We start from the raw sequence: 19,469 nt of genomic DNA on the forward strand, positions 1-19,469 counted from the left end.
ACCACGGCGCAATCGGCCGTTGCTGCCGGCGAACTGCGCAAGGCACGTTTGGCTACCGATGCGGCCTATCGCCATCTCGTGAAGTTCGTCAACGCGTTGGCCATGGTCTCGGGCACCAGCGATTACGACGCGCTGGCCAAGTTCCTCAACAAGCACATCGACCGGTATAAACGCGAGACACAGCCGAAGAAAAAGCCGTCAGACGGCGACAAGAAGCCGGACGACGGCAAGGATAAGAAACCATCGGATGGAGACAAAAAACCGGGCGATGGTGGCAAGAAACCGGACGGTGGCGATAAAAAGCCAGGTGACGACGGTAAAAAGCCGGACGATGGTGGCGGTAAAAATCCGGGCGGCGGTGCCGGTCCTGTTCCCTCAGACCCCCTTCCGATGGTGCCGAAGGAGTAAGGCAGCCCCGCATGCCTATAAGAAACTATTTTTTTGCATAATACATAGAGTGGTACGCGTCGCGATGACGCGTACCACTCGCCTTTTAATGATTGGAAAGTAAGTGCCTACAGCACTCTATTGGGGTCTATTGTTAGAAAGTCCACTTAGCCGCGAGGGTGGGAATGGCATAGAAGCGGTTGTTTTCACCGCGCTTGTTGAACACGAAGTTGTTGCTTACCTCCACCTCTGTGCCGAGACTTAGCTGCACGTCTTCCAAACCTTTAAGGGCATTGAGGTTGAACCAGAACTGCGGTTCGGAAACCACAATGAGATTGCCCTTTACGCTGCGGTCGTACCATAGGTCGCAGAAGCCGCTGAAGGTGCAGAGCTTACGGGCGAAGGTAGTGCTCCACACTTCGGTGAGCTGCACGCCGCTGAAAGGACGGTTCCACGGGTTCTTTCCCTTGAAATAATATTTGTAGAGCAACTGTACGGAGAAGGTTTTGGAGAAATCGCTGCTCGCCCAATTCCATGCTCCTCCGGCCAGCACGGCATGTTGGAATCTGGTGGAGTGCATGGATTGCTTGTCGGAGGTCAGTCCGCCGTTGTATTCTATGTGTGCTGCCCAGCGTTTGTCGGCCGTTAGGTTAAACTCACGCGCAATTTCCCAATAAGCACCTTTTACGCCGTCGGTCTCGTAGTCGATGTCGGTGAAGGTGTAAGTATTTCCGAACTTGTCGGGCTTGAAAAGTTCGATGGTTGTGGTAGCGCTTCCTCGGTCGCTCAGTTCGTTGTAGAGCGAATGGCCAAGGTCGTAGTGAAACTGAATGTTTTGTGCAAAGGCTCCTGTTGCGGTCAGGCACAGGGCTGTCATCATGAAGAATTTTCTCATATTCGTATATTATAAAGGTGATAAAAAACGGAGACAAAAGTACATCAATTTTTCCATATAGCAGGGCTTTTCAAAGGAAAAATGGCTACCTTTGCGCCCGAAACAAGGAGCAGCCGCGGGAGTTGCCCTATGATATAAAAAAGGTATGAGGATAGACATCATTTCGGTAATCCCCACCATGATTGAGGGATTTTTGAACGAATCGATTTTGGAACGTGCGCAGCGAAAAGGGTTGGCAGAGATACATCTGCACAATCTACGGGACTATACGAGAGACAAATGGCGGCGTGTGGACGATTATCCATATGGCGGCTTTGCCGGAATGGTGATGCAATGTGAGCCGATAGACCGGTGTATCTCGGCTTTAAAGGCGGAACGTGACTATGATGAAGTGATTTTTACCACGCCCGATGGCGAACCGTTCAACCAACATATAGCCAACGACCTTTCGCTGAAAGGCAATCTTATCATGCTTTGCGGACATTATAAAGGCATCGACTATCGCATCCGCGAACATCTTATCACGCGTGAAATCAGCATCGGCGACTATGTGCTCACGGGCGGTGAGTTGGCTGCTGCGGTGATGACAGATGCCATTGTGCGGCTCATTCCGGGCGTAATCGGCGATGAACAGAGTGCATTGAGCGATAGTTTTCAGGACGATATGCTGTCGGCTCCGGTGTATTCGCGCCCTGCTGATTATAAAGGCTGGCGCGTGCCCGACATCCTGTTGAGCGGCAATGAAGCAAAGATAAAGGAATGGGAGATGGAGCAGAGCTACGAGCGCACGAAGCGGCTGCGTCCTGATTTGTTGAGAAAGAAAAGATAGATGCGGGTGGTTACGGGCGACGCGCTTTACAGAACTTCTCGCCCAAGGTGAAGCCCTCCTCGTACAGGCGTTCGAGTTTATCGGTATCTTTCTCGATTCGACCTACTTCCATGGGACGTTCGGGACGTATGCAAACGATTTTTCCCTCTTGTTCGAGTTGCTCCACAAGCGCAAGCTGCTCGTTGTACACTTCGATGCGATGGCTGAGGGCAACGCGTAGGCGCGGGTAATTCTTGTACACAAAATAAGGTATCTTGTGGTCTTTGCTCGTATGTCGGTAGCCCCAATTGCGGGTTACCACGGCAACAACTTTTGAGAACCCGCTTTTAAAGGCGCGCATCACCGGTATGCTGTCTACGATTCCGCCGTCGAGCATGGGCACGCCGTCTATGGGAACAATTTTGCTGACAAAAGGAAGACTGCTGCTGGCGCGCACCACATCGAGCAATCTTTGTCGGTCGGAAGTTTCCGTCAAATATTCTGCACGGCCTGTTTGGCAGTTAGTTGTCACCATTTCAAAAATGGAGGGATTGGCAAAACAAGCATCGTAGTCGAAAGGAATGAGTTCGTTTGGAAATCTGTCGTAAAGCAATTCGGGGTCGAAGATGCAGCCTTGTGTCACCAAATGCCGCAAACCGATATAATTGTATTTGGCCAGCATGTCAATATTGGAGATACGTGCGCGGCGCGGCTGTCGGCTCATGTATGAGAGACCGTTGCAAGCTCCGGCCGAGACAGCCACGATATAAGGAAAATATACGTCGTATTTCATAAAGGCATCGAGCACGCCGCTGGTAAATACTCCACGCATGCCTCCGCCTTCTAACACCAAAGCTGTAGACCTTTCCATCCTTTTCGTTTTGTTCAATGGGTTTTTCTTTATCACGGAACGGGAAAGAAATGACCGGCAGTTTATTGCAGGAAATTCGTTCGTTTTCCTCCCGTTCTCACGACAAATTATTGGCAAAGATACAGCTTTTTCAATGAAAATATATATCTTTGCAATCAAACTTCAAAAACCTAATTTAGTATTTAAGCCTATGTTTAACAAAGAAACCTACGTCAGACGCCGCCAAGAGTTAAAGAAGCTCGTTAAAAGTGGCGTCATTGTTTTGTTCGGCAACAACGAATCGCCGAGCAATTGTCCTGCTAATGCTTACTCGCCTTTCCGCCAGGATTCTTCTTTTCTCTATTATTTCGGACAAAATCGCAACGGTCTCGTTGGCGTAATAGATATTGATAACGATAAAGAAACCCTGGTAGGCGATGACATTGATATAGAAGACATCGTTTGGTTGGGTGCCGTAGACAGTGTGAGCGAAATGGCTTCGCAAGTGGGAGTAGCCCATTCTGCCCCCATGAAAGCACTGACCGACATTTGCAACGATGCCAAACGTTTAGGCCGGAAGCTGCATTTTCTGCCGCCTTATCGCTTTGATATTCAGATACAGATATTCGATTTGCTCGGCATACATCCTCATCAGCAGAAAGAAGCTGCATCGATGGAACTTATTATGGCCGTTGTGAAGATGCGTTCGGTGAAGGAACCACAGGAAATAGTGGAGCTGGAGAAGGCTGCGGCCATCGGTTACAAGATGCACACCACAGCCATGAAACTTATCAAACCGGGCGTAACGGAGAAATACATCGCCGGCCAAATCGATGGTATCACCCATTCCTATGGCTCCATGGTCAGCTTCCCCACCATCTTCTCGCAACATGGAGAAATCATGCATGGTGCTCCTTCCATGGCCGAGCTTGAAGCCGGTCGTCTGGTCTTGTGCGACTGTGGTGCAGAAAACATCAATACCTATTGCTCCGACAACACCCGCACCATGCCCGTAAGCGGAAAGTACACGCAGCGTCAGCTCGATATTTACAGCATCGTTGAGGCATGCCACGACCATGCGTATGAAATATCGAAGCCCGGCATCAAATACTATGATGTGCACATGTCTGTTTGCCGACTGATGACCGAGAAGCTGAAAGAACTCGGACTGATGAAAGGTAATACCGACGAGGCCGTAAGAGCCGGAGCACATGCCATGTTCCTGCCCCACGGTTTGGGACACATGATGGGTATGGATGCCCACGATATGGAGAGTCTCGACCAGCGTTATGTGGGATTCGACGAAGAAATACAGCCCTCCACGCAGTTCGGTACGGCCTCCTTGCGCATGGGACGACGGCTGCAAGAGGGATTTGTGGTAACCGACGAGCCGGGCATTTATTTCATTCCCGACCTCATCGACGAATGGAGAGCCAAAGGCCACTGCAAAGACTTCCTCAACTACGATTTGCTCGAAACTTACAAAGACTTTGGCGGCATACGTATAGAGGACGACTTGCTCATCACCAAAGACGGGTGCAGGTATATCGGCGAGCAGTTGATACCTTATCATCCGGCCGACGTAGAAGCATTTATGAACAATCATTAATATAAAAACAATAATTAAAAACCAATGAAGAAAATTCTGACATTAGCACTGTTGGCCATGGTTGTGACCGGGGCAAGTGCAGCAAAAAAGAAAGGAAAAACGAATCCTAACAAACCTGTTTTCACTGTCGTAAAGCAGAATCCCATCACCAGTATCAAGAACCAGAACCGTTCGGGCACGTGTTGGGATTACTCAACGCTCAGCTATTTCGAGGCCGAGATTCTGCGTGCCACCGGCAAGACCTACGACCTTTGCGAAAGCTTTGTTGCCAACAAAACCTATATGGACCGTGCCATACAGGTGGTACGTCTGCATGGCGACTGCCAATTCGCGCAAGGCGGTGCAGCTTACGACCCCTTGTATTGCTTGGAAAACTATGGCATTTGCCCTGAAAATGCCATGCCGTTCCCCGGCTCTATGACAGGCGACTCGCTGTTCAACTTCAATGAGTTCTTCTCCGTGATGAGCCCTTATGTAGAAGCTGTGGCAAAGAACAAAGCCAGCCATCTGTCTAAACAGTGGAAGGTTGGATTGCAAGCTATCCTCGATGCCTATTTGGGCAAATGTCCCGAGAATTTCACTTATGAAGGCAAGAGTTACACACCGAAGTCGTTTGCAGCAAGTTTAGGACTGAATTGGAGCGATTATGTGACCATAACTTCCTACACACACCATCCTTTCTACACGTCGTTTGCCGTAGAGGTGCAAGACAACTGGCGCAATCCACTATCTTACAATCTGCCGATGGATGAGATGATGCAAATCATCGACAATGCTATCATGAACGGCTACACTGTGGCTTGGGGGGGCGATGTAAGCGAGCCAGGGTTCACACGCGACGGATTGGCCTATATGGTTGATGGCAAAAAGATGCAGAGCTTGCAAGGTAGCGATATGGCACGCTGGCTCGGTCTGTCGGCCGCTAAGCAGCGCAACATCATCGACTCGCTTGGAGTGAATGTTCCCGAAGTAGTTCCCACACAAGAACAGCGTCAAGAACGTTACGACAGTTGGGAACTGACCGATGACCACGGAATGCTTATCTTCGGTATTGCCAAAGACCAGAATGGCAAAGAATACTATATGGTGAAAAATTCATGGGGCGAAACCGGCGCATATAAAGGGATTTGGTACATGACCAAAAACTTTATCGCTGCCAACACCATGGACTATATGGTGAACAAAAATGCTATTCCGCAGAATATACGCAAGAAACTCGGTATTTGATGTTTTAGTTTTCATATTTATTTTAAAAGGTTGTCCCTGTCGCCCTATGTGGTGGCAGGGATTTTTATGAAATCTTCCCAATATTGTCAGCAGAAATAAATAATGAATGCCCCACACTCTATAAATGAAAAATAAATTATGAATGGAGCTGCAATCGTCTTTTTTTAGACGAAGAATCATTTATTGTGATGTTGGTGAGAGAATCTTTACGGGCTATGTTATAAGGCACTGTAATCGGGAATTTCTTCGAGAAAAAGGTATTGTTGGCGTGCGTAATCCATCTTGCAACAGTAGTGTTGCAAGCCATTGCTTACCATCAGATAGTCTACTTTCATAAGCATATTGTATGCGGAAATCTGGTCGAACACTTTCTGTGTAAGCGCAATATGAGGTGCTTTGTATTCGATAATCATGCGGGGATGAAGCCTCGTATCATAAAGCACGCTGTCGCAACGCAACCGTTTCTCGCCGATTCGCAACTCCACCTCATTGGCCATTAAACTCGCTGCATAGTGCTTATGCTCTATCAGAAAATGAACGAAATGCTGTCGCACCCATTCTTCAGGAGTCAGCACAACGTACTTACGGCGCAGCACGTCGAAGATGGTTCGCTTGCCGCTTGTCTCTTGAAGTCTCACGGAATAGGGCGGAAGATTCAGTTGCTGCATATTCTTCGGTTTCGTTTTGTCTTTCTCACGATTTCCACTATCTTTGCAATGCAAATTTATAGATTAAATTCTAATCATACAAGTATCATAAATAAAATGTAAGGCCGCTTCGGAAGTCTACACCTCTTTATTTATAACGATTATGGCAGAGCGAAAACAGGCGATGGGCTATAATTCCATCATGAAGGATTTGAAAGAACGTCGGTTTGCTCCCATCTATCTGCTGATGGGCGAGGAGTCTTTTTATATTGACAGACTTGCTGACTATATGGCTGAACATATTTTACAACCTGACGAACAGGATTTTAATCAATCTGTGGTCTTTGGTTCCGATATAACGGCTGCTCAGTTGGCAGATATGGCAAGACGTTATCCGATGATGTCGGAATATCAAGTGATTATAGTGAAAGAGGCGCAGAACATCAAAAATGTGGATGCGATAGAGAAATATTTGGATAATCCCGTGCGTTCCACCATCTTGGTTCTATGCCATAAAAACGGAATCATAGACCGCAGAAAGAAAATCTTGGCCAAGATTGAAGCTGTGGGTGTGGTTTTTGAAAGCAAAAAGAAACGCGACTATGAGTTGCCGGCTTTCATCGAAGGATATTTAAAGACGAAAGGGGTAGGGATAGACAACAAGTCAGTACAGATCATTGCCGACCATATAGGAGCCGACCTTCATCGGTTAACCTCTGAACTTGATAAAGTGATTCTCTCACTTCCTGAAAGTGAAAAACGCATTACACCCGATGTCGTGGAAAGACAAATCGGCGTGAGTAAGGATTTCAATTCCTTTGAACTCAGAAATGCCATCGTTTCAAAGGATATTTTCAAAGCAAACCAAATTGTGAATTACTTTGACAAAAATCCAAAGGCTGGTTCCCTTTACAGTTTTCTACCCTTATTGTTTGGATTTTTCCAAAATTTGATGACAGCCTACTATGCACCCAATAAAAATTCTGAAAAAGAATTGGCAGCATGGCTTGATCTCAAATCCACTTGGTCTTTGAAAGATTACCTTACAGGCATGAGAAATTATTCGGGCATGAAAACGATGCAGATTATTGATAAGTTTAGGGAGGTCGATGCGAAAAGTAAAGGAGTAGATAATCCAAATACGGGTGCAGGAGACCTAATGAAAGAGCTTATTTTCTTCATTCTACACTAAAAAGCTTTCTTTTTTGTTCTCCTTTTTTCTAAAATAAGCATTCTCGCAGGGTGCTTTTTTGATAGTTAAGTATGCTATAAATCAGTTCTTTTACTACTTTTTTACCCCTTCAAAACTCGCGTATTTTTATCTGCTTCGTCCATCACAACAGGAGAAGAGAATAATGCTTCATTTTACCTTTTTCTGTCTTCTGAAATTTACAATTAACATTTCTTTCGCTATAAGTTTGTTGAATTTACAAATGTAGATACATTGTAATAGTTTACAAACTTACATCTTAAAATTCTTGATAATACTTCCTTTGAGTTTCTGCATACCTTGAATATGGATATTCAAATGTAAAATACCCCAATATACACATGTATAATATGATATATACGGATTCTTATAATGACTAATATCTATTTGATAATCAGTGGATAATACACTTTTGTTCATATAAAACATGGGGTTTGATAAGACAATTCCATACATTTTTTGCATAGATAGCAAAGTACTCTCAGTAAGATAGCTAATAAGTTGTTTATAACCAGCACGATATTTAGTATTGTTGTATAAAAGTGTACGTCTGTACAACTTTATTCTGTTTAGGTTTGTGTTTGTAAATGTCAGGTTTAAACGATATGGTTTATCTTTGTAAATATTTAAAATAGCAAAGCAAAATTGTAGGTATGTATAATTTATCTGTGAATGTTGTGTATCTAAAATAAATGATTTATCTTTGTAAAATCAAAGAAAATTACTCAAAATAACATGCTAAACGTATAAGACGACCTAAAATGAAGGATAGAATCAGACAACTCATGGAGCAACAACACATGAACCAGCAAACTTTTGCACAGTTCATCGGAATGTCGTCCGCTTCACTCAGCAGTATTTTCAATGATAGAACGAAGCCTACACTCAATACTGTTGAAGCCATCAAAAGTAAAATTCCGAATTTGAGTACCGATTGGTTGATGTTTGGAAAAGGGAAAATGTTTATTGACGACGATAACCCTATGGGGGAATCTCAGACAACTTCGAGCAATGCAACCGATGAACCATTATTGAATTTCAGTAATACATCTTCTACTCCACAGATGGGTCGACATCCTTCATTGTTTGAGCAAGGAAGGGAGAAAAATACATCGAAGACAGAGAGAGATGTTGTGAATTTTATTGACAAAATTGAGCGGAAAATAACAGAAATACGAGTCTTCTATGATGATCAGACATGGGAATCGTTCATTCCTAAGAAATCTTGATGAGAAAGCATATAACACATTGTAAAACGTACATATAGCGTTTGTTTTGAAAGGTCATAGCTTTTATGTTCTCAAAGCTATGCTTTTAAGTGGCAAATGCTTCTATAAAATCAGAAAACAGGAAAAATGTAGCGATTGAGTTGTGAATCAAGTTCTTAGGCGGACAATTGAGAAGTAATAAAAAGTCACGCTATGCCACGAAAAGGCAACTTGCAGCCATCGTTCAGTTTCCAATTCGTAACCTCTTTTGCGATGGCGGAAAAGAGGGGAAAGACGAGGAAATGGCAATATGATAGAGGTATGAGTATGAGATAGCAAAGAGATAACCGATGAAAATTCTTCCTCTCCCGCTTCGATTTCTGTAATCCTCCGCGATTTGCGTAATGAAGAATGACTCTGCATTGAATAATTTTGCAAACAAAGAAAGGAACACAATGAAGAGTACATTTTCTGTCATCTTCTACTTAAAGAAGAACAAGGTAAAGAAAGACGGCACCTCGCCCATCATGGGACGCATCACCGTGGACGGCACACAGGCACAGTTCAGCTGCAAGGTTTCCATCGAAGCAAAACTCTGGGGTGCCAAAGGCGGACGAGCCACAGGCAAAAGTATCACGGCACGCGATATCAATCGTGTGCTCGATAAGCTGCGTGCCACCATCACAAAACATTATCAGGAAATCATGGAGCGCGACAACTTCGTTACCGCCGAAAAGGTGCGCAATGCCTTTCAAGGCTTGGAATACCGCAAGCATACCCTCATCACCCTCTACGACGACTTTCTGACAGACTACGCCCAAAAGGTGGAATGCGGTTTAAAGTCCAAGCGAACCCTGCAAAAGTATCATGCCGTGTATAAGCATCTGAAAAGCTTCCTGCAAACCAGACACCATCTTAGCGATATCGCCTTAAAAGAAATCCAACCCACTTTTGCCACCGACTTCGAAACATTTCTGCTCACTTATTGCCATTTGAGCCATAACACCGTTTGGCTTTATAGTTTTCCTGTGCGGATGCTCATGCACCGAGCCGTAGAGAACGGCTGGCTGGTTCGCTATCCCTTTTCCGATTACAACATAAGCCAGCAAAGACCCGAACGGGTGTTTTTGACAAAGGAAGAAATCAGACAGCTCATTGATGTCCCCAAACTCACACCCACACAAACCTTTATTCGCGATATGTTTCTCTTCTGCACTTTTACGGGACTTGCCTACATTGATTTGAAGAACCTTCGTGAAGAGAATATCGTCCGCAGTCCACTCGACGGCGATGTGTGGATACGCACCCGCCGACAAAAGACGAATGTGGAAGTAAATGTTAAACTGCTTGATATTCCTCTGCAAATCCTCGACAAATACAGCGGGCTTAGTAACAATGGGTGTCTCTTCCCCATTCCCTCGCACGTCTACTGCTGCAATCTCCTCAAAACCATCATAAAGAAATGTGGTATCGACAAACACGTCACATGGCACGTAGCCCGGCACACCATGGCAACGGTGGTATGCCTTTCCAATGGCATGCCCATCGAATCGGTTAGCTGTCTATTGGGACACAAATGTATCACTAGCACGCAGATATACGCCAAGATAACCAATGAAAAATTAGGTAGGGAAATAGATACTCTTTCCACAAAACTGACCGACATCAGCAATCATGCCGCAGCAACCCTCATTTAACGAAAAAGGAGAAAAGACAATGAAACGCAATATAATTACCTTTGAGCCTCCCGTTCTTGATATTCCGCAGGGAGAGATATGGATGACCCTTGCTGAAATTGCCGAACTGTTCAACACCACGGCAACGCATATCAGGCATACCATTCGGGCGATATATCGCTCGGAGGTGCTGTTACCGTGCCACACAACACAGTTTGTAATGTTAGAAAACGGCAACTACGATGATGTTTACAATCTCGACTTATTGCTTGCTCTTGCCTACCGCATCGACAGCTCTGCCGCCCGGCAATTGCGCAAGAAAGCCACAGAGAGCATCTGTCGAAAGCCAGAAACATTCATTATCTTCTGTCTTGATACAGCATGTGTCAATTAACACAGCAAACATAGATAAAATAGAGAATAAAAATAAGGAGAAATAAGCCCTCCAACGGTAAAAATGCCGAAGGAGGACTTGGCTTGTAATAAACTTTGCAGGAACGTTTTGCTATCCTGTCAATCTGTATTTATTTTCATCTTGTATTTGTGCACAAAGATAAACCACTAAAAGATATAGCCTGCTGTTTTGTTGGACAATATACAAGTTCTTTACTTTTTTTTAGAGAATAGGGATGCCTCTACAACTTCAAAGTCTGAGGTAGAGTTGTTGTTGTCGACAAACTTGTTTCCGTCGAACCTTCTTATCAAGGCTTTTCCTGCATGCTTTTCAATCTTGTCGTTCGTCGTCTCTTGCACGCCCTTATGACCTTTGTCTACCTCTGCAGCTACCAATGACCATTTGAATTCCGTGTTGGGACAGATGGTCACGACGTCTATCACCCAGTCGTAAGGCATAATCAGCAACGTGGCTTCCTGACTGTGATGTCCGTTGCTCTGGTAAGCAATGTTCTTGCAGTATTTCCTCTTGGCGATGTCTTCTGCTTTCGTGTAACCTAACTCTTTGAGGAACGTTTGCTTGATGTTTTCGGGTGTGTCACCCAGTTTGATCAAGGCTATGGCCGTTTTGTTGGACACGTCGAAATTGCTCATTTCCTCTTTCTTCCAATCTCCCTGAGAATACCACAGTGTCATTTCACGCACATTGCTTCCCACGCCCTTGACCTCGTCTTTCGGTATCCACTGATAGTCAGCCTTACTTAAATCCAAGAGTTGGTCCAGTCTTTGGTAATTCTTCAGATCTTCGCCGTTTTCCTTCAAGTATTTTTCCTTGTCGACTCTGTGATTGATTGCTTTCTTGGCGATAACGACAGAGGCTCCGGCAGCCAATGGATGCTGAGTGCCGTTTCCGCCGAAGAGCACGATCGTAGACACCCCGAAGTGGGTTTTGATGAAGTTATACTCATCTTTGAGGTCTATTCTGTCGCAAGGGTCAAACAGGTGTACGGCCAAAGCATAATTGTCCAGATAGATAGTCTTGGAAGTGGGGTTGTAAATCTTTATGTACTTGTCGTCATCGTAAGTCTCATTGTACACTTTTCCGCTATAGGTCCGGGTGAAATAGGTACCGCCATAATAGACTTCCTGTATCAGGAGATGGTCAATATTCGTCTCAGAGGTTTGTCCGTTCTCGTCACCGTCTCTGCGGCAGCTTGTAAATACGGTTAGCCCGATTGCTGCGAGCAACAGCCCGCTTCTTAAAAAACTTCTCATTGTTGTATGATTTAATTAGTGAAAAATGTTTGTCTCTTACAGGAACCATGCACCGAACCCTCCGCTTCCGTGGGTCGTCACGTTGAGGATAGCATCATATGCCTCTTGTGGTGTCAGTCCGATCTCTTTCCCCAAATGATAGTAATACGGCTCATAGGGGTCGGGGTTTGTTGGGTCGGTATCATAGGTGTTGGTATATACCTTGAGCGGAATGTTGAAACGTATCATTTCCTTCCACCCCGATTGCGGATTAGGGTTATAATAAGGTGCACACACGTACTTGCTTGCACCCAAAGGCCGGCCGTCACTGCCGAGAGGCATTGGGGTAAGCGTCTTCTTGCCTTTATCACATTTCATAATTCTGACGGCCAAATAGAAATAGGGTAACAGGTTGCTGCTCCGACTGTAGGTAGCACCGTTCCTCAACGGCACAGGCCAGCCATCGTAGATGGGGTCGACTTCTTCGGCAATATTAAACTTTATGTGCCCTTTCAGCCCCACCCAGTCTTGGTCGTATGGCGCCATGGCACCATCGGTATGGAACCTCCGGAACGGTGGAAGCAGCTTTTGATTGAACAATTCACGCACACCATCGGCCATGTCTTCGGTGGTCCATGTATCGCGATAAGTATACTCGAACAGCTTTGGGGTCGATAATCTCAATTTGTCAAAGCTGTCTTGAATCTTGAAATATGCCGACTCTACCATATCCGGTTTGTTCTTCCCTCGATAGCGAACGTCTTTTACTGTGAACGGTTGGCCTTTGTCGTCGACGTCACTGATTGAAATAAAGACCTGATATTGGTCTGAATGCTCCAAAATACGGTCGTTGATAAGCTTTCCATTGCGGTCATAAAAGAACAGGCACAGTCCCCAAAGCTTGGTAGAACCGCCTATGATACGGACATACTGCGGTCCCTTCTTTCCGGAAAGTTTTTCCAAATAGGTCACCGTACTCGCAGTGTCCACCTCCACGCCTATTCCTTTCGAGGTATTGTGGATAATAACGAACTCCTCTTGTTTCCAAGGAGCTTTCTCATAGATGAAGTTACCATGGAATTTACCTCCTCCATGTGGATGTCCTTCTTTGAACATAACGAGACACGTGGCCCAATCCTTGAGTGCACCATCTGGGTCGGGATTGGCTAACCCTGCCTCCGTAACGATGGGTGGTTTATACAAGTCGGCAGCCGATTGCGGCATTTTCTTTCGTGTCAGGGCATTGTCTTTATAGTCTACCTTGACGTCGCCGAATATAAATTTGTCACATGATGTACATAATACTGCAACGGTGAAAGTCAGCATGACTGCTTGAATGATTCTTCTCATATCAGATGATTTAGAATGTTTACATCGTTATCTTGGGAATACGATTGAAGAAACTGTCGCCGCCCCAGAACATGGCTTGCATATCGGTCTTTTCAGCCTTGGGGTAGAAACGTTGGACATCATTCATACACTTCTCCTTGTCTCCATCAAGGTCGGCAATCACTCTAAAAGCAATGGGATAGTCGATGTCGAAACTGTTCCATGCCGTTTGGAGCATGTTGTATTCATAGACGCCACCACTAACATTATTACCGGTGTAGCCATATTTTCCCAACTGATTCTCATTTGCAGGGATGGATACTCTATTCAGAATATGACAGATGCAGACCCTCATTTGGAATGCGATATCGTGTTTTTTGAAACAGAGCATACCTTTGAAACCCAAAGCATCATAGGGCGCACCGTCATCCAGCGACCTCTTTTCCCTGAGACGTATCACTGTACTGCCAGCACGGAGTCGGTTCATATCGTCATAATCGGTCAAATCTTTTCCAAGTTCCTCCTCTACAGGGTCAGTATCACGATACTCATAGCTGAAGACTTCAGGAACCCTCTCATTCAATTTGAAGTTATTAATAGTCTGATAGAGCCTGTATCGTTTGCCTGTGACAGGATCGTCGTAGGGTTCTGTTGCGGAAGGTTTCATGGAGTTTTCAATAGACTTCTCTGCCAATCCAAGACTATATCTCACACCATCAACCTGATTGTCGTCATCGGGCGCATAGATATTTGAAAGAGATATCCTAGATGCTGCTATTCTTTTCCCATTCGCATTTTCAGCAAAAGCGTATTTGCTATAATAAACACTGTCCAAAGACATGGGGTAAACCAACTGCCGACCATTCAGAGAATAATTCTGAATGGTAAAGAAGTGTTGATGTACCAATAAGGTGGAATTGTCTTCGTCATCGGAATAATAATTTGAGAACTGGTGGTTGATAAGCATACCATTGACATCATAGTACTTTAGCTCAAGGCCATAGCAGAACTTATCCGATTTGACAACATCAAAAACCTTCCTATCGGATGTAACCGTGATGTTCCCATTTTCGTCTTTCGATAATGCTATCTCCTGAACAAGAGGGATTGGGGTGGGTTTGCTACCACCTTCAAAAGCCACATATGTTTCGTCCCTATTGCCTAATTTATAATCAGATTTACGAGCTAGCCTCAAGATCAGTTGTACCGAATAGATTTGCTCATGTCCTTTCACGTCCCGTTCTATCGATGATGGAGGGGCTTTGACTATCTTTTTCAAAAAGTTATCTGCACTCTCTTCGGAGCAACCGCTCAGAAACAATAGTGCACAAAGCATACCTAATACAATATGGATATTATTTTTCATTTTATTTAGAACTTTACTATTGTTTTAAATGTTATGTTTGAGCCTCGCGCATGGGCATAATACCTAAAGCGGTCAGTGTATTCTTTATACAGTGTGTTAAATATATTGTCACCTATCATCATCAGTTTCAATTCTCTCTGTCCTGATAATTTCATACTCCATTCTGCTGTTCCGTTGAACAAGACATAGGCGGGCGGGGAGTCGGGTACCAAATCCTTGTCTGGATCAAAATGTGTTTTTTTGGTCACGTAAATACCTGATAGTGATACAGAGGCGTTGTATTTTCCCATACGGTCAAACGTCCAATGATAACTGCCTGACAAACCATAGCGGTCGGAAGGCATAAAAGGCAACCACTCTTTTTGTGTAAGATTACGGGCATAAATCCATTCGCCTTTTGCCATAATGGTAAGACTGGTAAGTGGAGTAATCGTTGCCGTAATGTCGCCTCCTGTCAGTACCACATTATCTTGCCCAAAAATAAACTTCGGATATTTGCCGCTAGGATGGTTATGGAACCTATTCAATCCTTTTCCGATGGCATCATAGATATAATTGTGTACACGTTGATAAAAGAAACTCGGTTCTATGGAATACCAGTCCGTGCGGTATCTCGTACCGAACACAGCTTTGTATCCATGCTCACTAGTTAATTTTCGATTTCCCACCACCCAATGAGTACCGTGATGTAAGCCCGTAGCATAAAGTTCGTTGATGTCAGGGGGGCGCCACGACCATCCGATATTGGCCCGCATATCCCATCGGTCTGAGAGTTGATAGTGGGCAGCCAGACTAGTCGTGAAGTTGCTGTATACTTTGAAATCTTTATAGTATTTGTAGCTCTTCAGACTGGTATAACCATCCACATCCATTGCCCTAAAATCGTAGCGCATGCCGAGAGAACATTGAAATCGGCCTATTTTTGCTTGTTGTAGAAAGAACCCTCCCATGGTAAGGGCTGCATAGTTGGGGATGAAAGCCGGCTGCTTAGTACCCGGATAATTATAGTTGGACTGATAACTGCCCGAGAGTCCTGCTTCAGTCGTCATGTTCCAACACTTCCACTTTGCATTCCACAATAAGTCTGTTTTGTAAGTCGTAAGGATAAGGTCTTGCACCGGTATCCAACTATATTTGTCTTGTTTCCTGTTGTCAAACTCCCATCTTAGGTTGTCTTGATAAGAAAGAATGAGCGACAGTTTGTGATTCTTGTTGATTTCCCATTTGATATCACCTTTTAAGGTGAAGTGCTGTGTTTGTTGGAAAGGCGGTTTGATGTTGTAGGAGAATGGTTTGAGCGTATTGTTATCCGGTCTTCCTGCTGCAAAGCGTGCCAATAACTGGTCGATATCCGAGATTCTACTTGCATAATAGATGCCGCTTCGCGAATAGTAAAGACTAGTATACAGCGTTGCTGTGATATTTTTGTTCTGATAACCGGCCAAAGCTGACATGCTGATATTATTGAAACCGGTATTGTTCAGAATATACTCAGCTGTGGAATAATCTCCGCCTCGCTGATACATACCATGCAGACGCAATCCCACATGTTTATATCCCATCTCCAAAGTTCCAGATCCATTATATCCCTTGGCATTGGTCTCATAACCCATATTCACTGTTCCTCGAGTCTTGAGATGCTGTTGCCCATAAGGAAGAGTTGCTTGATTGAGTAGCACCACGCCCCCCATAGCCCCATAACCATAGCGTATAGATTCGGCTCCCTTCACCACTTCTATCATGTTAGTGCCACTGTAGTCTATCTCTGGTGCATGGTCTTCGCCCCAACTTTGACTTTCCAAACGCACACCTTCGTTAAGAAGAAGGATACGACTGCTATGCATACCTTGTATGACAGGCTTGGCAATAGTGTTACCCGTACTGATAGAACTCACGCCAGGTACAACCTCCAGCAATTTAGCCAATGACGTGGTTCCTACTTTCTCCATGGCATCCAGTCCAATGGTAGCCGACTGTTGCAGCGCCGTAGTCTGATGTTTCTGCGCCATCACCACAACATTGTCTATCATCTTTGCATCATCTTGCATCTGTAAGGTGACAGTTTTGCCGGACACAATTGTTAAAGTCTTCGATATTTTTTTATATCCTACATAGGTAACGTCTACTTTTATCTTATTTATCGAACCTTTAAATATGATGATACATCGACCATTCATATCAGTTATAACAGGGGTGATAGCCCCCTCACAACGAACGGTAGCACCGATAATTGGTTCACGTGTTTTCTCACTTAATATGACAAATGTAATATGCGTGTCACTATCTTTATTTGTCATCCGATGCTCGTTACAGTCTGTTGCCCACATTCTACAAGCAAATAGAAACAACAATGACAAAACAAACAGACACTCGTTCATCCAAAAGCAGCTATTCCAAACGCAGTTTTTTTGTTGTGAAGGTCTACAATCAAGATGCATAAATTCTCATTATTATATATTTATTTCCATAAAAAACACTCATAGGTAAAACCACTTACTAAGTGAGATTCTCTAATCGTGAAATACATCGTTTTTATCTTCGTATTCTAACTCAGAAATACAATCTGTATCCATTTATAAACATTATAAAATGTACCAAATGGTATTAAATTGACCAAGTCAATACGCCTATATTTCTCTTTCAAGCAACGTTGTTCATAACAAGGACTACTCTTTCCTTCTCATGCAAAAGATATAGTTTTTATTTAAATTTGGGTGCAAAAATATAACTTTTATTTTAAATAGCCAATACTTAAAAATAGGTAAAAAGATTCGCAGTGATATAATATATCATCCTCAGAGAAAAGAACTTTTTTGTCTCCTTCTATCCTGTCCCACATGGATCCTCTCCTTGGTTTACTCCGACAACTTTAAAGACTTTTCTTATGCTGAAATCGCATTAATACTGCAGATTATTTTTTCCAGTGTGGGATCTCTATAATGGTAGACAAAACCCTTTAGCCCAGCATTATTATTGGTCATCAAGCTGTTATTCATCAAATAGTAATGAGACATATTATTTGGATTTTACCAATCATCAACTAGTTCTGACCACTGACAACAGCCGATAATACGGCTTTCTTGGTAATGATGCTCGAATGGCCATCTCACAGTAATTGACGGTACGGAACGAGCAATTTTAATTATTTATTAGATTCTCTCTTTCGCCATATACAAGATTTTACTCAACCACGGTATGACGAGTATAGTTATTCAATATCGCAGTTTCGGCTGATACCGTTTGGGCTACCATTCAATCAATCTGGACTTTATCCATGTGTCTGTCTTTTTCATCACCCTATGCAGTCGCAATTTAGCAACCAATTGTCTTAAAGTTTATACCAACATGCTATACTCCTTGTCCGGCTTTCCTCTCAGATACGTCTATTGATGATAGATTATTTTGAAAGAACACGTCCTAAATAGCTTGCCAGCGCATCGTCTTGGACCGCACAGTTGTTGTCCACGGCGCGGTATTGCGCATGAAAAGACGAAAGCTTGGTGTAATAATCGAGCAGCGTCTTGTCCGTTTTTATCACGCGGAAAGGCTGTGAGAAGACGCGAGCCTTGATGAAAACTGCTCGGGCATAGACACCAGATTGGTCGTATATGGAGAGAAATTTAAGCCATTCCTCGTCATCGAAACGCACCATGACGCAGTGCGTCTTCCTTGTTTCCTTGGGCTGCTTGCCCCACTTGGGGCTGTCATAGCTGCCCCTGTTCTCGTTTTCCTTTTTCATATTTCTGTGGATTAAGTGGTTTTGCGACTCGGCCGCCGTGCCGGTTGTTCCCCTATATGGACAGAACTGCCCTTCAAAGGATTTCCGACTTCGGAGAAAATCCTCCCTCTCTTTGTGTAGAGAGGGCATCTTTCGGGAGTTACCCGAAAGCCTTTGAGTAACTCAAAGGACATCTTGCTGTGTCTTCGAGGACACAAACATCCGCCTTCGGACGGATGAGAGAGTTACCTTCAGAAGCCCTCAGGGAGAACACCGACCGACAGACCTCGTCGCCCGGGTACAAAATTAGAGTGAAATGGAAGACTGAAAAAGGCTTTTTACCTGTGCCAACCTATGCCACCCTGTGCCAAAGGCTGTCAGTTATAAGAGAAACGATAAGAGTACCGACATTTTATTGTTTATTTGCACCGACAAACCAAAAGGCGTCAGACAAACAGTCGGTTGGTAGGTTGAGAGAGACTCATGAACCAATAGCCATTGGTTGGTTGCAACCGACACTTGGTTGTCCGTTTCTCCGGCTGTATCTCCGCAAGGAGAATTGGCAGTCGCAACCAACGGACGGCGAGAATGTGGTTGGAACGTCAAGCGGAAGGAACCGATAAACTGACAAACAAATGTATCAATATATGTATCACCTATAAAACCAAGAAGACAATGGATAAACAAAAAGACAAACCACTGTATGTTGCTTTCTCCACCCAGAAAGGCGGAGCAGGCAAGACCACGCTCACGGTGCTCGTGGCAAGCTACCTGCATTATGTAAAAGGGTATAACGTCGCCGTCATCGACAGCGATTTTCCCCAGTACAGCATCCATGACATGCGCAAGCGTGACATAGACAGAATTTCAAAGGACGATTACTACAACGTAC

16 protein-coding genes and 1 pseudogene are annotated in these 19,469 nt (G+C 44.3%); 9 read left to right on the forward strand and 8 right to left on the reverse strand.

Annotation, left to right across the window (positions count from 1 at the left end; translation table 11 throughout):
* A partial coding sequence (locus HMPREF0658_RS01235) for a DUF6261 family protein (protein WP_006947973.1) occupies positions 1 to 408 on the forward strand: 408 nt, incomplete at its 5' end.
* Between the two features lie 133 nt (positions 409 to 541).
* Here the strand turns inward: HMPREF0658_RS01235 and HMPREF0658_RS01240 are convergent.
* Complete coding sequence (locus tag HMPREF0658_RS01240; protein WP_006947975.1) at positions 542 to 1,282, reverse strand: nucleoside-specific channel-forming Tsx family protein; 741 nt, start codon at positions 1,280 to 1,282, stop codon at positions 542 to 544.
* 145 nt (positions 1,283 to 1,427) lie between these two features.
* Between HMPREF0658_RS01240 and trmD the strand changes: the two genes are divergently transcribed.
* A complete protein-coding gene (trmD, locus tag HMPREF0658_RS01245; RefSeq protein WP_006947976.1) occupies positions 1,428 to 2,111 on the forward strand; it encodes a tRNA (guanosine(37)-N1)-methyltransferase TrmD in 684 nt (227 codons plus the stop codon).
* A gap of 10 nt (positions 2,112 to 2,121) precedes the next feature.
* Here trmD and HMPREF0658_RS01250 read toward each other — a convergent pair whose 3' ends face one another.
* Positions 2,122 to 2,961: a patatin-like phospholipase family protein gene (locus HMPREF0658_RS01250; RefSeq protein ID WP_006947977.1), complete on the reverse strand. Its 840-nt coding sequence runs from the start codon at positions 2,959 to 2,961 to the stop codon at positions 2,122 to 2,124.
* A 190-nt stretch (positions 2,962 to 3,151) separates the two neighbouring features.
* Here HMPREF0658_RS01250 and HMPREF0658_RS01255 point away from each other — a divergent pair, with 190 nt between their 5' ends.
* Complete coding sequence (locus HMPREF0658_RS01255; RefSeq protein WP_024991105.1) at positions 3,152 to 4,549, forward strand: aminopeptidase P family protein; 1,398 nt, start codon at positions 3,152 to 3,154, stop codon at positions 4,547 to 4,549.
* Positions 4,550 to 4,573: 24 nt separating this feature from the next.
* Positions 4,574 to 5,776, forward strand: a complete 1,203-nt coding sequence (locus tag HMPREF0658_RS01260; RefSeq protein ID WP_006947979.1) for a C1 family peptidase — start codon at positions 4,574 to 4,576, stop codon at positions 5,774 to 5,776.
* Positions 5,777 to 5,994: 218 nt separating this feature from the next.
* Here HMPREF0658_RS01260 and HMPREF0658_RS01265 read toward each other — a convergent pair whose 3' ends face one another.
* Positions 5,995 to 6,444, reverse strand: coding sequence for a type I restriction enzyme HsdR N-terminal domain-containing protein (locus tag HMPREF0658_RS01265; protein ID WP_006947980.1), 450 nt, complete (start codon positions 6,442 to 6,444; stop codon positions 5,995 to 5,997).
* Between the two features lie 142 nt (positions 6,445 to 6,586).
* On the opposite strand from HMPREF0658_RS01265, the gene holA reads away from it, so the two are divergent.
* The 4 genes from holA (at position 6,587) to HMPREF0658_RS01290 (ending at position 10,911) form a co-directional block, all read left to right on the forward strand.
* Positions 6,587 to 7,615, forward strand: a complete 1,029-nt coding sequence (holA, locus tag HMPREF0658_RS01270) for a DNA polymerase III subunit delta (RefSeq protein WP_006947981.1) — start codon at positions 6,587 to 6,589, stop codon at positions 7,613 to 7,615.
* Positions 7,616 to 8,394: 779 nt separating this feature from the next.
* Positions 8,395 to 8,862 (forward strand): helix-turn-helix domain-containing protein, encoded by a 468-nt coding sequence (locus tag HMPREF0658_RS01280; RefSeq protein WP_006947983.1) that lies wholly within the window; start codon positions 8,395 to 8,397, stop codon positions 8,860 to 8,862.
* 434 nt (positions 8,863 to 9,296) lie between these two features.
* Positions 9,297 to 10,538, forward strand: a complete 1,242-nt coding sequence (locus HMPREF0658_RS01285; RefSeq protein ID WP_024991104.1) for a site-specific integrase — start codon at positions 9,297 to 9,299, stop codon at positions 10,536 to 10,538.
* Between the two features lie 19 nt (positions 10,539 to 10,557).
* Positions 10,558 to 10,911: a virulence RhuM family protein gene (locus HMPREF0658_RS01290; protein ID WP_024991103.1), complete on the forward strand. Its 354-nt coding sequence runs from the start codon at positions 10,558 to 10,560 to the stop codon at positions 10,909 to 10,911.
* 212 nt (positions 10,912 to 11,123) lie between these two features.
* On the opposite strand, the gene HMPREF0658_RS01295 is transcribed toward HMPREF0658_RS01290, so the two are convergent.
* The 5 genes and pseudogenes from HMPREF0658_RS01295 to HMPREF0658_RS01315 form a co-directional block, all read right to left on the reverse strand.
* A complete protein-coding gene (locus HMPREF0658_RS01295; protein WP_006947987.1) occupies positions 11,124 to 12,185 on the reverse strand; it encodes a DUF4876 domain-containing protein in 1,062 nt (353 codons plus the stop codon).
* 36 nt (positions 12,186 to 12,221) lie between these two features.
* Positions 12,222 to 13,514, reverse strand: a complete 1,293-nt coding sequence (locus tag HMPREF0658_RS01300) for a hypothetical protein (protein ID WP_006947988.1) — start codon at positions 13,512 to 13,514, stop codon at positions 12,222 to 12,224.
* A 19-nt stretch (positions 13,515 to 13,533) separates the two neighbouring features.
* Complete coding sequence (locus tag HMPREF0658_RS01305; RefSeq protein WP_006947989.1) at positions 13,534 to 14,859, reverse strand: hypothetical protein; 1,326 nt, start codon at positions 14,857 to 14,859, stop codon at positions 13,534 to 13,536.
* 5 nt (positions 14,860 to 14,864) lie between these two features.
* Positions 14,865 to 17,186: a TonB-dependent receptor gene (locus HMPREF0658_RS01310; protein WP_006947990.1), complete on the reverse strand. Its 2,322-nt coding sequence runs from the start codon at positions 17,184 to 17,186 to the stop codon at positions 14,865 to 14,867.
* 1,127 nt (positions 17,187 to 18,313) lie between these two features.
* Positions 18,314 to 18,598 (reverse strand): annotated as a pseudogene (locus tag HMPREF0658_RS01315) (plasmid mobilization protein); the annotation flags it as partial.
* Between the two features lie 567 nt (positions 18,599 to 19,165).
* On the opposite strand from HMPREF0658_RS01315, the gene HMPREF0658_RS01320 reads away from it, so the two are divergent.
* Positions 19,166 to 19,469: ParA family protein (locus HMPREF0658_RS01320; protein ID WP_006947993.1), on the forward strand; the 304-nt coding region annotated here is incomplete at its 3' end.

This window comes from Hoylesella marshii DSM 16973 = JCM 13450 (assembly GCF_000146675.1).
Lineage (GTDB): Bacteria > Bacteroidota > Bacteroidia > Bacteroidales > Bacteroidaceae > Prevotella > Prevotella marshii.

What these genes read in the sequence shown, in the direction of transcription:
- HMPREF0658_RS01290 (WP_024991103.1), top strand. Translation starts at nt 10,558, where the DNA reads ATGAAACGCAATATAATTACCTTTGAGCCTCCCGTTCTTGATATTCCG.
- HMPREF0658_RS01285 (WP_024991104.1), top strand. Translation starts at nt 9,297, where the DNA reads ATGAAGAGTACATTTTCTGTCATCTTCTACTTAAAGAAGAACAAGGTA.
- HMPREF0658_RS01240 (WP_006947975.1), bottom strand. Translation starts at nt 1,282, where the DNA reads ATGAGAAAATTCTTCATGATGACAGCCCTGTGCCTGACCGCAACAGGA.
- HMPREF0658_RS01300 (WP_006947988.1), bottom strand. Translation starts at nt 13,514, where the DNA reads ATGAGAAGAATCATTCAAGCAGTCATGCTGACTTTCACCGTTGCAGTA.
- HMPREF0658_RS01280 (WP_006947983.1), top strand. Translation starts at nt 8,395, where the DNA reads ATGAAGGATAGAATCAGACAACTCATGGAGCAACAACACATGAACCAG.
- HMPREF0658_RS01255 (WP_024991105.1), top strand. Translation starts at nt 3,152, where the DNA reads ATGTTTAACAAAGAAACCTACGTCAGACGCCGCCAAGAGTTAAAGAAG.
- HMPREF0658_RS01260 (WP_006947979.1), top strand. Translation starts at nt 4,574, where the DNA reads ATGAAGAAAATTCTGACATTAGCACTGTTGGCCATGGTTGTGACCGGG.
- HMPREF0658_RS01265 (WP_006947980.1), bottom strand. Translation starts at nt 6,444, where the DNA reads ATGCAGCAACTGAATCTTCCGCCCTATTCCGTGAGACTTCAAGAGACA.
- trmD (WP_006947976.1), top strand. Translation starts at nt 1,428, where the DNA reads ATGAGGATAGACATCATTTCGGTAATCCCCACCATGATTGAGGGATTT.
- HMPREF0658_RS01295 (WP_006947987.1), bottom strand. Translation starts at nt 12,185, where the DNA reads ATGAGAAGTTTTTTAAGAAGCGGGCTGTTGCTCGCAGCAATCGGGCTA.
- HMPREF0658_RS01305 (WP_006947989.1), bottom strand. Translation starts at nt 14,859, where the DNA reads ATGAAAAATAATATCCATATTGTATTAGGTATGCTTTGTGCACTATTG.
- holA (WP_006947981.1), top strand. Translation starts at nt 6,587, where the DNA reads ATGGCAGAGCGAAAACAGGCGATGGGCTATAATTCCATCATGAAGGAT.
- HMPREF0658_RS01250 (WP_006947977.1), bottom strand. Translation starts at nt 2,961, where the DNA reads ATGGAAAGGTCTACAGCTTTGGTGTTAGAAGGCGGAGGCATGCGTGGA.
- HMPREF0658_RS01310 (WP_006947990.1), bottom strand. Translation starts at nt 17,186, where the DNA reads ATGTGGGCAACAGACTGTAACGAGCATCGGATGACAAATAAAGATAGT.